General features: G+C 46.9%; 11 protein-coding genes. 6 read left to right on the plus strand and 5 right to left on the minus strand.

Features of this window, described 5'->3' with window-relative positions; all coding sequences use genetic code 11:
- Positions 1 to 197: 197 nt before the first annotated feature.
- Entirely contained in the window at positions 198 to 3,296 is a 3,099-nt protein-coding gene (locus ACFS25_RS22785) for an efflux RND transporter permease subunit (RefSeq protein ID WP_381505594.1), read from the plus strand.
- 144 nt (positions 3,297 to 3,440) lie between these two features.
- On the opposite strand, the gene ACFS25_RS22790 is transcribed toward ACFS25_RS22785, so the two are convergent.
- Complete coding sequence (locus ACFS25_RS22790; RefSeq protein WP_381505596.1) at positions 3,441 to 3,932, minus strand: hypothetical protein; 492 nt, start codon at positions 3,930 to 3,932, stop codon at positions 3,441 to 3,443.
- 95 nt (positions 3,933 to 4,027) lie between these two features.
- Between ACFS25_RS22790 and ACFS25_RS22795 the strand changes: the two genes are divergently transcribed.
- From ACFS25_RS22795 to ACFS25_RS22815, 5 genes are all read left to right on the plus strand, one after another.
- On the plus strand, positions 4,028 to 4,156 hold the full coding sequence (locus ACFS25_RS22795) for a hypothetical protein (protein WP_381505599.1): 129 nt from the start codon (positions 4,028 to 4,030) through the stop codon (positions 4,154 to 4,156).
- A gap of 176 nt (positions 4,157 to 4,332) precedes the next feature.
- Positions 4,333 to 5,070 (plus strand): peptidase, encoded by a 738-nt coding sequence (locus ACFS25_RS22800; protein WP_381505601.1) that lies wholly within the window; start codon positions 4,333 to 4,335, stop codon positions 5,068 to 5,070.
- Positions 5,071 to 5,131: 61 nt separating this feature from the next.
- Entirely contained in the window at positions 5,132 to 5,962 is an 831-nt protein-coding gene (locus ACFS25_RS22805) for a transglutaminase family protein (protein WP_381505603.1), read from the plus strand.
- 111 nt (positions 5,963 to 6,073) lie between these two features.
- On the plus strand, positions 6,074 to 7,486 hold the full coding sequence (gene glmM, locus ACFS25_RS22810; RefSeq protein ID WP_381505605.1) for a phosphoglucosamine mutase: 1,413 nt from the start codon (positions 6,074 to 6,076) through the stop codon (positions 7,484 to 7,486).
- Positions 7,487 to 7,725: 239 nt separating this feature from the next.
- Positions 7,726 to 8,082: a YtxH domain-containing protein gene (locus ACFS25_RS22815; RefSeq protein ID WP_381505607.1), complete on the plus strand. Its 357-nt coding sequence runs from the start codon at positions 7,726 to 7,728 to the stop codon at positions 8,080 to 8,082.
- 75 nt (positions 8,083 to 8,157) lie between these two features.
- Here ACFS25_RS22815 and ACFS25_RS22820 read toward each other — a convergent pair whose 3' ends face one another.
- The 4 genes from ACFS25_RS22820 to ACFS25_RS22835 all read right to left on the minus strand — a co-directional run bounded on the left by ACFS25_RS22820 (position 8,158) and on the right by ACFS25_RS22835 (position 13,830).
- The gene (locus ACFS25_RS22820; RefSeq protein WP_381505609.1) at positions 8,158 to 8,691 is read right to left on the minus strand and encodes a DUF2911 domain-containing protein; all 534 of its coding nucleotides are present in this window, start codon (positions 8,689 to 8,691) and stop codon (positions 8,158 to 8,160) included.
- Positions 8,692 to 8,871: 180 nt separating this feature from the next.
- Positions 8,872 to 10,404, minus strand: a complete 1,533-nt coding sequence (guaA, locus tag ACFS25_RS22825) for a glutamine-hydrolyzing GMP synthase (RefSeq protein WP_381505611.1) — start codon at positions 10,402 to 10,404, stop codon at positions 8,872 to 8,874.
- Between the two features lie 72 nt (positions 10,405 to 10,476).
- The gene (locus ACFS25_RS22830) at positions 10,477 to 12,474 is read right to left on the minus strand and encodes a sialate O-acetylesterase (RefSeq protein ID WP_381505613.1); all 1,998 of its coding nucleotides are present in this window, start codon (positions 12,472 to 12,474) and stop codon (positions 10,477 to 10,479) included.
- Positions 12,475 to 12,648: 174 nt separating this feature from the next.
- A complete protein-coding gene (locus tag ACFS25_RS22835) occupies positions 12,649 to 13,830 on the minus strand; it encodes an exo-beta-N-acetylmuramidase NamZ family protein (protein ID WP_381505615.1) in 1,182 nt (393 codons plus the stop codon).
- Positions 13,831 to 14,014 lie beyond the last annotated feature (184 nt).

Genomic DNA, 14,014 nt, shown 5'->3' on the forward strand with positions numbered 1-14,014 from the left:
CTAATTTATGTACCTATTAGAATCTCTAACGGGTTTAACGGCAAAAAATAGCATCTATTCTCCAATTAATTAAATTCTGTACCTTCAGGAAACTATACTTCCCCAACGTTTTAACTCACTTTTAACCACAGGTTAAGTCCAATTTAAGTTCTAGTTAGCACTTTTGTGGACTTAAAATTACATGCGCCGTAACCGGTATGAACAAATTCATCAAAAGCATTCTATCCTTCTCGCTGAAGAACAAATTTTTCATTTTTTTCCTTACGGCTCTGTCCGTTGTAGCGGGAGTAATCAGTTATCAAAGTACTCCAATTGAAGCCTTTCCAGATGTAACAAACACGCAGATTATACTCATCACGCAGTGGCCAGGGCGGTCGGCTGAGGAGATTGAAAAGTTCGTAACCATTCCTATCGAAATTGGCCTTAATTCGGTTCAGAAGCGCACAGACATTCGCTCGACATCGATTTTCGGTCTGTCGGTTGTAAAAGTTTTGTTTGACGATGGCGTCGATGACATATTTGCCCGCCAGCAGGTCAATAATTTACTCAGCAGTGTCGAACTACCCGAAGGCATCAAGCCGGATATTCAGCCACCTTACGGCCCTACCGGTGAGATTTTTCGCTATACACTTCAATCCCCAACTCGCACCGCCCGTGAGCTTAAAACCTTGCAGGATTGGGTTATTGAGCGCCAGTTAAAGAGCGTGCCGGGTGTGGCCGATGTCGTTAGTTTCGGTGGTGAGGTTAAGACCTACGAAATTTCGGTAGACCCCCGCCGATTGATGGATTATGGCATTACACCCCTCCAATTGTATCAGGCCGTTGCCAATTCTAACGTCAATGTGGGTGGCGATGTGATCGAAAAAAATTCGGAGGCTTATGTTGTTCGCGGTATTGGCCTGCTAAAAAACCAGCAGGATATACAGAACATTATTGTCAAGAATATCAAAGGAACACCCATTACTGTACAAAACGTGGCGCAGGTGTCCGAGTCGGCTTTACCCCGGCTTGGTCAGGCTGGCCGCGACAAAAAAGACGATGTTGTGGAGTGTATTATTGTTATGCGTAAGGGCGAAAACCCGAGCGAAGTAATTGAGCGGGTAAAAGATAAGATCAATGAACTGAACACGAGCATTCTGCCCAGCGACGTTGAGATAAACACTTTCTACAACCGCGAAACACTCATTAATTTTGCGACGCATACCGTTACACACAACCTTATCGAAGGCATTATATTCGTGACGGTTATTGTGTTTATCTTCATGGCCGACTGGCGCACTACTGTCACGGTGTCTATTGTCATTCCGCTAGCGTTACTGTTTGCCTTTATTTGCCTGAGACTCAAAGGCATGTCGGCCAATTTACTGTCGATGGGAGCCATTGACTTTGGTATTATCGTTGACGGTGCTGTTGTAATGGTTGAGGGTATTTTTGTAACGCTCGACGAAATGGCCCACCAGCAAGGCATGGCGAAGTTCAACAAATTAGCCAAGCTAGGTATTATACGAAAGACAGGCACCGAAATGGGCAAGGCTATTTTCTTCTCCAAACTGATCATTATTACTTGCCTGGTGCCGATTTTCTCGTTCCAGAAGGTTGAGGGAAAGATGTTCTCTCCTTTAGCATGGACACTGGGTTTCGCCCTGGTTGGTGCGCTGATTTTTACCCTAACTCTTGTGCCGGTGCTGGCCAGCATTCTGCTCAAAAAGAACGTTCGCGAGAAACACAACCCGTTCGTTAATTTTGTGACTAAATATTCCACGAAGACGTTCAACTTTACATTTGCGCACAAAAAAACAAGTATTCTTCTAACGGCTTTGCTCGTGGTGGTTGGTTTATCGGGCTTTACGTTGCTTGGTACGGAATTTCTACCCGAACTCAACGAAGGCTCAATTTACGTCCGGGCCACTATGCCTATGAGCATCTCGCTGCCCGAATCGGTGAAGCAAACCGTGCAGATGCGCCATATGTTCGAGCAGTTTCCTGAAGTGAAAGGCGTTATCTCGCAAACTGGCCGACCTAATGATGGCACAGATCCAACAGGCTTTTATAACATTGAATTTTTGGTGGATATATACCCACAGGATGATTGGAAAAGTGGAATAAGCAAAGAAGAGTTAGTGGAAAGGATGCAGGAAAAACTTAGCGTTTTTCCGGGTGTGAATTTTGGCTTTTCACAACCTATCATGGACAATGTAGAAGAGGCTGTATCTGGGGTAAAAGGCTCCATCGCCGTCAAAATTTACGGTCCGGATCAGGGCATTCTTGAGACTAAAGCGGGTGAGATTCGGGATCAGCTGGCTACTGTTCAGGGTATTGCAGACCTGGGCCTTATCCGTACAACGGGCCAGCCCGAAATGCGAATTGAACTTGACGAACGTAAACTGGCTGTGTATGGGGTTACCAAATCAGATGCAGAGGCTGTTATTGAGATGGCCATTGGCGGTAAAGCAGCTACCCAAATTTACGAAGGTGAACGTAAATTCGACCTGCGTATTCGTTACGACCGACCATTCCGCTCCAGCGAGCTACAGATCAGCCAATTGATGGTGCCGACAGAAAATGGCAGTATGATTCCGATTAAAGAAATTGCCAGGATTTATACCCAAACAGGGCCGGTGCTAATTTTCCGGGAAGGAAGCCAGCGATACGGAGCTGTGAAGTTTTCAGTACGGGGTCGCGACATGGGTAGTGCGGTTGCCGAAGCTCAGCAGAAAGTGCAGGAACATGTTAAACTTCCGGCGGGCTACACGGCCAAGTGGGCGGGTGATTTTGAGAATCAGCAACGAGCCACCGCCCGTTTAGCACAGGTAGTTCCGATTAGTTTACTGGCTATTTTCTTTATCCTGTTCATTTTATTCGGCAATGTAAAAGACGCTGGCCTGGTGCTATTTAACGTACCATTCGCTATTATTGGCGGCATTGCGGCTCTGCTCATTACGCACGTCAACTTCAGTATTTCGGCGGGTATTGGCTTCATTGCGCTCTTTGGTATTTGCATTCAGAACGGGGTAATTCTCATATCTGTCTTTAAGAAGAATCTGCGTAACAGCCTGCCACTCAACGACGCTATACGGGAGGGCGTTATCTCTCGCATACGACCGGTGGTAATGACGGCTATGATGGCCGGTATGGGCCTTATTCCGGCGGCTGTTTCGCACGGTATTGGTTCCGAAACGGCTAAGCCATTAGCCATTGTTGTTATCGGGGGATTAATTACAGCTACGCTGCTGACGCTGTTTATATTTCCACTTATTTTCTATGCTTTCTACAAGCGAAAATTCAGTGATATTTAGTGCCGAACGGAACCAGAAGCTGACAGAGCCAGCAATTTTCGGTTAGCACCGCCCCTATAAAAACAGGCAGGATTCTACGTAGAGTCCTGCCTGTTTTTTATTTGTTTCTCGCTCTGCGCATTACCGCCTGAATCGGATAGGCTATTAATAAAACAGGCCCCAGTCGTCTGGAGCATCGTTATCCTTATCGAAGCCATTTACCCATTCGACAAACAGCAGTCGAAATTGCTCAATTTCTTCACGCAATACGTTCAGGTAGGCTGTCTGGGTCAGTTTTTCGGCTTTGCAGTAAGAGGTTTGGGCCAGGAGTTCACGGGCATGCATTTTAATGATGACTGCATTTTCCATCCGCAGCGTGTACAAATCCCCACCTTCAGCACCAACAATTTTTGGCGCCAGCATCATAGCATTAGCCAGCATCTGCTCGTGCATCATCAGCACATCATCTTCTTTGTTAATCGTTTCGACAATGGCCTGCGTCAACTCCATCAGTTCATTAGCCTTTCGCAAAATAGGCAGGTTCTTGATGCGCCGGTTTTCAGCCTCCATCTCAGCGCGGGCTTCTTCGGGGTCATAGTCCTCATCGAAACCATCCCAGTCCATGAAGCTATCGTCGTCTTCGTCGTCAAAGTTCATTGCAAAATGGGCAGAGGGAACAAACACCTCTGTTTGCCAAAGTAACACAATCGTTTACTAAAAACAAACCCGTATCACTCAAAAATCTATCCACTATGTACGGCAGGAATTGGCTGAACGGCGAGCCGGTTACACAAGGGGCTATACTGGCTGGAGGGAATTACATAAACGCTCTACCTGCTTCAGTGAAGCAGATCAAACCGTACGAAAATGCGCTGAAATAAAGACCTGAATTTACATATTTACATATATGTAGACATACTTGATGAAGGAAATAACTTTCAGCAATTTGGCAACGCAGGCTATCATTTTCAAGAAAACACGTAACTAGGTCGAACAAAAACGAGGGTAACCAGTATATTTGTTGGGTTTAGCTACGTGTTTTTTCCCACTGTATAGAATGACGTATTGTTTAGGAATTAAAGTTGCGTCGGGCCTGGTGGCCATCGCTGACAGACGATTGACCTCGGGCTCTGAAGTATCGTCGAACCGAAAGATTTCGGTTCATGAAGTCGAGAATCATTCTCTGTTTATCATGACATCGGGCTTGCGTTCTGTGCGTGACAAAGCCATCACTTATTTTAAGGAAGTACTCTCCGAACAGGACCGTTCATTCAATAAATTATACAAGGCTGTCAATGCGTTTGGCGAACAGGTGAAGCGAGTAGCACTCGAGGATAAAACCTCTATTGTAGCCAGCGGTTTAAATTTCAACCTGAATGCCATTGTGGGTGGGCAGTTGGAAGATGACGATGAACATAAACTATTTATGCTATACCCGGAGGGTAACTGGGTTGAAGTTGACCAGGGATCACCATTCAAAATAATAGGCAATTCAGGGTATGGCAAGCCCCTGTTGTTCCGGAATCTGTCGTACGAATCCAGTATGGCTGACGCCCTGAAAATTGGCTTCCTGGCCTTCGATGCAACCCGCGTTAGTGCTAATGATGTCGATTATCCGTTAGATGTGGTGATCTATCCTAAAGATAGTTTTCACATGACTGAATATCGGCTTGAGAAAGAAGATATGGACGAAATATCTCACCAGTGGAGCGCCCTATTAGGCAACTCCGTCCGTAAGGTGCCTACTTACTGGATGGACCCTATTTTTGAGAAAGTACGTTCGGTAAGTAAATGAGGCATTGGATTAGTTGACCATTCCTCAGCCATAATCGCGCCGGTAACCCGGTCAGTAGTCTATGCATCTTCATGTTCGGCACAAATCCGAATACACATACGATAGTCCCGTTGCCCTTGGCCCACAGACACTCTACTTGTATCCACGAGCTTATCCGTACCAGCGACTGCTGAAATACGAGTTACTTATTGACCCGTTGCCAGCGCGGATTGTGCGCAATATTGATGTAGAGGGAAACGTCCAGCAACTGGTCTATTTTAATCGCCCAACCAAGTATCTCCATGTGTCTGTTGAGATGGAACTTCAGTCTGATGAATTCAACTCATTCGACTTTGTGCTATTTCCTTTCGACACCAAACGGGTTCCTTTTCGATACCCCAAAGCTGTAGAAGACTTGTTGCAACCTTACCTGGAACGAGTTGGTGTATCGGAGCGCGTTGAGAGTTGGGCCCGGCAATTAGCCGCCGGGGCTAACTGGAAAACTACGGCCTTTCTAATTGCGCTGAACCAGGCCATTCGACAATTCACCTATGAAATTCGTGAATTAGGCGCCCCTTTCCCGCCCGAACAAACGCTAACCCTGCATAAAGGCTCTTGCCGGGACTATACAACCCTATTTATGGCAGCCTGCCGGAGTGTGGGACTGGCAGCACGGTTTGTGAGTGGCTATTTATTTGGTAATCCACAGCAAGAACACCAACTTCATGCCTGGGCAGAGGTCTATTTGCCCGGTGCAGGCTGGCGCGGATTTGACCCGACCGAAGGCTCTTTAGTACTGAATAGGCATATCTTTCTGACATCGACTGCCAAACCAGAGTTGGCCGCTCCTATTAGTGGCACATTTTTAGGACGTGCCAATTCGACCCTTCATTCGGAGTTGATGTTTGTTTAAAGTAACCACTGCTCGGTAGAACTTTGTGTTCGTTACTAACTATTACCTAACAACTATCGACTATCGACTATCTTTGCATACTTATTAAGAATTACTTACCAAACCCATCACGTGGCATTAATTAAGTCTATTTCCGGAATTCGAGGGACGATTGGGGGGCGCAGCGGAAACGGCCTGACGCCTTTGGATGTGGTTAAATTCACAGCCGCATTTGGGCAATGGCTCCGCCAGCGTAACCCCGAACGAAAGACTGTTGTGATCGGTCGCGACGGTCGGTTATCGGGTGAGATGGTCTCAAAATTAGTAGCTGCTACCTTACAGGGAATTGGCCTGAATGTTATTGACCTCGGTCTTTCTACTACCCCTACCGTTGAACTAGCCGTCTCAGGCGAAGAAGCATCAGGAGGCATTATCCTGACAGCCAGCCACAATCCCATTCAATGGAATGCGCTCAAATTACTTAATGAAACCGGCGAATTTATTTCAGCGCAGGATGGAGCTGAAGTGCTCGCAATTGCCGAAAGCGAATCGTTTGAGTTTGCTGAAATACGCAAACTAGGCCAATACCGCACCGATACTACCTGGCTTCAAAAACATATTGACCTGATTCTAGCCCTGCCTTTAGTTGATCGGAATGCTATTGCTACGCGGAATTTCCGGGTTGTTGTCGATGCAGTCAACTCGACCGGAGGGATAGCCGTACCCCTGTTGCTGGAGGCTCTCGGCGTGGAGAATATTACGAAACTGCATTGCGAACCAACGGGTAATTTTGCCCATAATCCTGAGCCACTGCCCGAAAACCTGCGCGACATCATCAAAGAAATGGAAAAAGGCAATGCTGATCTTGGCATTGTAGTTGATCCTGACGTTGATAGACTAGCGCTAATTTGTGAAGATGGGTCAGCTTTTGGCGAAGAATATACGCTGGTAGCTGTAGCCGATTATGTCTTAAAAAATTTACCCGAAGGCAAAGCGGGTAACACCATCTCCAATATGTCGAGTACCGTTGCCCTCCGGGATGTAACCCGGAAGTATGGCGGACAGCATTTTGCCTCGGCGGTGGGCGAGGTGAATGTGGTTGAGATGATGAGAGATAAAGACGCTGTCATTGGCGGTGAAGGCAACGGCGGTATTATTTACCCCGATCTACACCATGGCCGCGACGCGCTGGTGGGTATTGCTCTTTTCCTGACGCATCTGGCAAAGTCGGGAAAATCGGCCTCCATGTTGCGCCGGACCTATCCCAACTATTACATTTCTAAGAACAAGATTGAACTGACTCCCGATATCAATGTAGATGCAGTGTTGGAGCGGATTCAGGCTAAATATGCTAAAAACCCCATCAACACCATCGACGGAGTCAAGATTGAGTTCGACAAAGAGTGGGTTCACCTACGAAAATCAAACACCGAACCGATAATTCGTATTTATTCCGAATCGGATACACTTGCAACAGCCGACCATCTGGCCGGAAAAATTATCGACGATATTCGGGAGATGCTTGCTGAAAAACGGCAACTGTAAATGATCCGTTTATCGTAGTCTTTGCTGGGCCGTTCTAACTAGAGCGGCCTTTTTTTGCCCATCAAAAACCCCCATCTTGTAGAATAAACTACTCAATAATTTTAGATTGGGCAGCGGGACGATTGTATAGAAATAAAATATTCAGTTGATAGTCAATTAACTACTAATCCATAATAATGTATGGCATACTTTTTAACAAGTATGAGTAATCCCAGAACGAATTCAAAACAAGTAAAACTATGAGCTTTTTGAGAGGAGTATTAGCGGGCTTGGCCATCGGCTATCTAACAGCGCCCCGCAGTGGTAAGGAAACCCGTGACAAATTGACCCAAAACGTCAACGATTTACAAAGTCAGTGGGAAGAAGGTGTAGCGCAGGTGAAATCGCAGGTTGACAAACTGGTAGGTAACGCAGAGACGAAGGCTAATCAGTATGCCAATAAGGCTGAAAATAAACTTGACCAATACAAAAACGAAGCAAAGTCGACCTACAATCAGGAGCGGGCAAAAACGGCTTATAACAACACGGTAGACGACGCAGCAGATGCGACAAAATCGGGTATCAATAAAGCAGAAGATGCGTTGAAACTGAACTAGTTCATTCTTGTAGGTAGTTTCTTCGAAACGTTTAAAACAGATGGTCTATGGTGTACACCATAGACCATCTGTTTTTTACTTAATAGCAATGGGTAATTCGACATGTTCCCACTTCAATACAACGCCTTTCCCTGTTACATCATACACTAACCGCTCGTTCATCTGGGCAGATTTAGCGGGCTTCGCCGTCACGCGAAGTATATCCTGAGCCTGGTCGTATTTGAAAGCACCCCACTGGTTGGATACTTTATTAAAAATAACGGTCCATTCTTTTTCTCCAGGAATAGTGAAGAAGCCGTACTTTCCCGCAGGCAGTGCTTTTCCCTCTACGGTGATGTCTTTATCAGTCTCAAACGTCGTAGCTTCATTAGCCCCTGAACGCCAGACCTTTCCATAGGGAGCAAGCGTGCTGCTGGCCTCCCAAACTGGTCGGCCTTTCACGGATGGGCTTCCGTAATTGATCGTAATATTTGTTCCGTTTACTTTGCCACTGGCCATTGCTGGCGGACTGGGCCGATTTGCTTTATCACCCTGTGCCCAAGTGGCTAAACTCATTAATACGCCGAACAATGTCAATGCCATTGTTCGGTTAATACGTGTCATTTTCATTGTAGTAAAAAAGTTAATTATTGAGGCTAAAAGTAGGCAAAACGAGATTAAAACGTTGATTTGTTGAGCAGTTTCTTCAGCGTGATTCCAACAAATTATAGATAGTTAACCTCATCCTATAGAAACGCCCGATACTACAAGCAGTATCGGGCGTTTTTATAGGATAATTATCCGCGTCTTTTATTCCCACTCAATCGTTGCCGGTGGCTTGGACGAAATATCATACACAACCCGGTTTACACCCTTGACCCGATTGATGATTTCGTTTGAGACATCGGCCAGAAATTCATAGGGCAAGTGCGCCCAGTCGGCAGTCATACCATCCACACTCGTCACAGCACGTAAGGCCACTACGCGCTCATAGGTGCGTTCATCACCCATAACGCCTACCGATTGCACCGGCAGTAACATAGCGCCTGCCTGCCAGACTTTATCGTATAAACCTTCGCGTTTGAGACCATCAATGAACAGGGCATCGACTTGCTGTAAAATCTCTACTTTTTCGGGGGTCACATCGCCTAGAATACGAATTGCCAGGCCAGGACCCGGAAACGGATGCCGTCCCAAAATAGCTTCGGGCAGGCCCAACGTCCGACCAACAGACCGTACTTCATCTTTAAACAGGGTATTAAGCGGTTCCACAACTTTCAATTTCATGAAATCGGGAAGTCCACCTACATTGTGGTGCGACTTGATAGTTGCCGAAGGCCCTTTTACTGAAACGGATTCAATAATATCCGGGTAGATCGTTCCCTGCCCAAGCCAGGACACACCTTCAATTAAATGAGCCTCATGGTCAAACACCTCAATGAAAGTCCGGCCAATTGCTTTGCGCTTTTCTTCGGGGTCGGTCAATCCCATAAGGGCGGCATAAAACAGCTCTTTCGAATCAACGCCTTTTACATTCAGACCCAGCGTTTTATAGGACTCCAGAACACCCGAGAATTCGTCTTTCCGAAGGACCCCATTATCAACAAAAACGCAGTAAAGATTTTTTCCAATGGCTTGGTGAATAAGCATAGCCGCCACCGACGAATCAACTCCACCCGATAATCCCAGTACGACTTTGTCGTCGCCGAGTTTCTGTTTCAACTCCGCTACGGTCGTTTCAACGAATGACTCAGCCGTCCAGTCCTGGGTACAGCCGCAAATATCGACGACGAAGTTATGAAGCAGCGTTTTGCCTTGCAGCGAGTGCGTTACTTCGGGATGAAATTGAATACCGTACGTGGGCTCATCATCTACCTGAAAAGCCGCCACATGGACAGTGTCAGTTGAGGCAATAATTTGAAAGTTATGCGGAACACTCGTGATCGTATCGGCGTGCGACATCCATACCTGCGAGTGCGGGTCAATCCCCTTCATCAGCGGACTTTCGGTAGTGACGGTGCCAAGTTTAGCCCGGCCATATTCGCGTATGGAGGATGCTCTCACTTCGCCCCCGCTACTATGAGCCAACAGCTGTGCTCCATAACAAATGCCAAGAATAGGCACTTTATGACGGAAGGCGGCTAAATGAACCTCAGGCGCGTCGGCATCACGAACGGATGATGGGCTGCCAGAGAGAATGATGCCCTTCACATCGGGCGTAATTGTAGGGAGATGATTATACGGATGAATTTCGCAGTAAACGTTCAGTTCGCGCACCCGGCGGGCAATGAGTTGAGTGTACTGCGAACCAAAATCCAGAATCAAAATCTGTTCGGTGGCCATGAATAGGTCTCTAAAATGCAAAGTTAGGGCATTTTTCGTGAAAACGTCCTACATACTCCTAACCCCGCAGGCTTAATGGATAACTGTCAACCGGCATCGAACGCCCCCCGTCCGGTATTGCATGATGAGAACGTAGGTACCAACCGGCAAAGCAGCTACCGAAAACGATAGAAATGATGTACCCGACGATACCTGATTATTTCGTTGAAGCACAACCATACCTGCTTCGTTGGTTAGGGTGAGCGTAATGGCATCACCACTCCAGTCTAAGGGCAAGCGCACCCGAACTTGATCGCTGGCCGGGTTTGGATACACCAGAGCACTCGAATTAGACAAAGACCCCGCGTTGGTTAAATCCAGTTCCGGGCCGATTTTAACGCCCACCACCAACTGTAATGAAGCTGTTGCGACTGGAGAATAGCCAGATTCGGCCCGACGACCCAGTGAGCGCACCCGGTATTCATAAATTTTACCGAGTTTAAGTGAGTCAGCACCGTTGGCTCTTCGAAGGTCTTTGTAAAAAGTGGCTGCGCCTGGGACAACAGCCAGCGGTTTAAATAGGCCGCCCGTATCAGCCCGCTCAATGGACCATTGCGACACGCTGTCTGAGGCAGTATCCCAGCTAAGTTTAATGGCAGTTGTGTCAACCGGAGTAGCCCGAAAATCGGAAGCCACGGGCAGTGGCGGAGCAATAGGAACCTGATAAAAAGTTAGTGCCCGCATTCCCCGACGATTACGAATAACAGGCCCTACGTAGTATCCCACTTGATTGTCCTTATAGGATGAGGGCAAATAGGTCAGATGTTTGGCTGTAATGGATTTTGTCAATTTTAAAATCAGGCGATTATCCTTTTCAATCACTGATTTGATCAGACCACTTTCGCCCGTTGGGTAATTGGTATAAATGAAATTTGATAAGCTTTGTGTGTACCGGGCGCCCGTAGCTGGATTGGTAATGGTTGTATCGGCGGGCCAATGCATTTCCTGATCCGGTTCAAACTCAAGTGTAATTTCATCCTGAGCGGGTGTGCTATAATAAAGCCGCTGAAGGTTAGGCGATTGAATGTTGCTGGTATCGGTAGAGGCATAAAAATCACGGGCAACGAGCCGGTATAATTCCAAGCTAAATTGTCGATAGCCCGCTTCGGTATAATGTAAGCCCTGATAACCGGGCAAACCGACCGTAGCAATTGGCTCATTATCGCCAAATATAGTTTTTGACCGCCGTTGAAAGTCCCGCAACACGCCTGCTGACACTACATTATCCGTCAGTATATTAATCTGTGAGTGATAGACTTTTTTCAACCCCGGATAATCCTGTTTCCAATAGCTGTAAAGCTGTGGAAAAACGCGTACATATACAGTAGGGTCACTGACGGCTTCTGCCTCGCCCTGCCGCCAGATCATAGCTTTCACCTGACCGACAATACCGGCTTTGCTGGCTCGATAAAATAACCGGCCATAGAGACTATTCATTCTGGCAGGCTGATTACCATCCCTATTAGCGTGATCGGTAATTGTTGTTGACCCAACGGCTCCATTAATTATGGCCGTCGGAATCCCCTGTTGTTCCTTGATCAAACGTTGTAATTCAACTCCCCACAAGGCATTGGCACCCTCGGTCGTATTGGTCAGACACCAGGCTGTATCAGCCGGATTGTAGTCCACAGCACCATTATTGACGCCAAATGTGCGACAAAATTCACTTTGAAAGGGTTTATCGGCAAATCGTCCGACGGCATTCGACTGGCCTGTAATCAGAAATACATCTCCACAAACGATACTATCGCGGAACGCTACCTGAACGGAATCGCCCGGTGGATCCCGGTGGGTAAATAATTGAAAACTATATTGGCTTAACTCAGCTTTTATAGTAGGTTTGAAGGCAAAACTCCTCGTGATAGAGTCAACAGCTACGCGAGCATACTGGTAGCGCTGCTGATTCCGAAGCACCACAAGCGAAACTGATTTTACATCATTACCCAGTGCGCGTCCGGCAATAGCCACGATGCACTGGTCTGTTTTGTCACGGGGGTAAAGCTGTAGCTTCGCGGGCCATTTAGTAAGCACAACAGGGGGTTGGGCCCACCCGCAAATCGGTCGAAATAGGCTAAATAATAGAAGAGTTAGGATTAATCTCACGGAGTTACGGTATAAAATAATGTACAAACATACTTGATTGTAACTGAAGATATACGCTACCCCTGTCAGACAGGAAGCGAGTCTATATGAAATAGGCTTTACTTATGGGTATAACACGTATTTCTTCCTAATTTGTTTGTAAACATTTAAACCTGGCTCCCAGCTCTCCCGAATTTTATTCTCTGAAACGCCCGCCAGCAGTTGTAACCGAAGCTGATCGGTACCCACGAGCCGGTCAATCCCGTTGTTAGCCAAGAAAAATTTGCTTTTATCCGTAGCCCGCTTAAAAAAATCAAAGAAATAATCCAGCACTAATCCCTTCTTTGAGATAGTGACATTGGAGAGGTCCAGCCCATAACAAAGCTGCCCTTCTAATGGCGGATTTACCGCACCCGGCTTATCAACGGGAGTAAATGTATATGGTCCGTACTGCGTATAGGGCGAGCCGATCACCTGAAACTGCTTATCAGTTCCACGACCGACACTCACAACAGTTCCCTCAAAAAAGCAAAGCGATGGATAGAGCAAAACGGCCTGTTGGTTGGGCAAGTTTGGCGAAGGGGGTACGGGCAATATATAAGGCGTTTGGTGCGTGTAGTTTTTAAGCGGTACTACTGTAAGTGGACACGTTTTAGCACCAGCCAACCAGCCTTCACCGTTAATCATCCGGGCTAGTTCGCCCATAGTCAGCCCATACACTACGGGAATAGGATTCAGTCCGACAAACGATTTAAATTTTGGATCAAGCACCGGCCCGTCAATGTAGTGACCGTTAGGATTGGGACGGTCGAGCAAAATCATTGGTTTGCCAGCTTCGGCGCAGGCTTCCATAACATAGTGCATGGTGCTGGTATACGTGTAAAACCGCACGCCCACATCCTGAATATCAAAGACAATTACATCCAGCGAATCCATCTGCTTCGGGGTAGGCTTGCGGTTTTTACCGTAGAGCGATGTGATCATAATGCCCGTACGAGGATCGCGGCTACTGCTAATTTCTTCTCCGTCGGTGGCCTGCCCACGAAAACCATGTTCCGGCGCAAAGATTGTTTTTATGGTTACACCCCGCGCAATCAGGCTATCGACCAAGTGCACTGAGCCTACGCGCGATGTGTGATTGACAACTAACCCAACGCGTTTCCCCTGTAATACAGGCAGATATAAGTTCATTTGATCTGCACCAGTCTGAATAGCTGGCGATGGTTTAGACGGGTTCGTTTGCGCCGAACAGGTGATGGCTAACGTGCTAAAGCCAATAAAAAAGAGTTTCGTCAATAAAGTCATAGCCGGAAGAAGGGAGAGCGTCCTGCAAAACTCTTACTTTTACGTACGAGAACAAAACAGTTTTTAGTTGTTAATTAATACAAGACCGCCCGTGCGGTTGTTAGTCAACAGCAATCAGCTGGTCAGGGCTTTTTTTATACTACTAACTAAGGGCCGAACGGGCGACCCGGCATTGACTACCGAC

This window comes from Spirosoma flavum, from assembly GCF_042686045.1.
Lineage (GTDB): Bacteria > Bacteroidota > Bacteroidia > Cytophagales > Spirosomataceae > Spirosoma > Spirosoma flavum.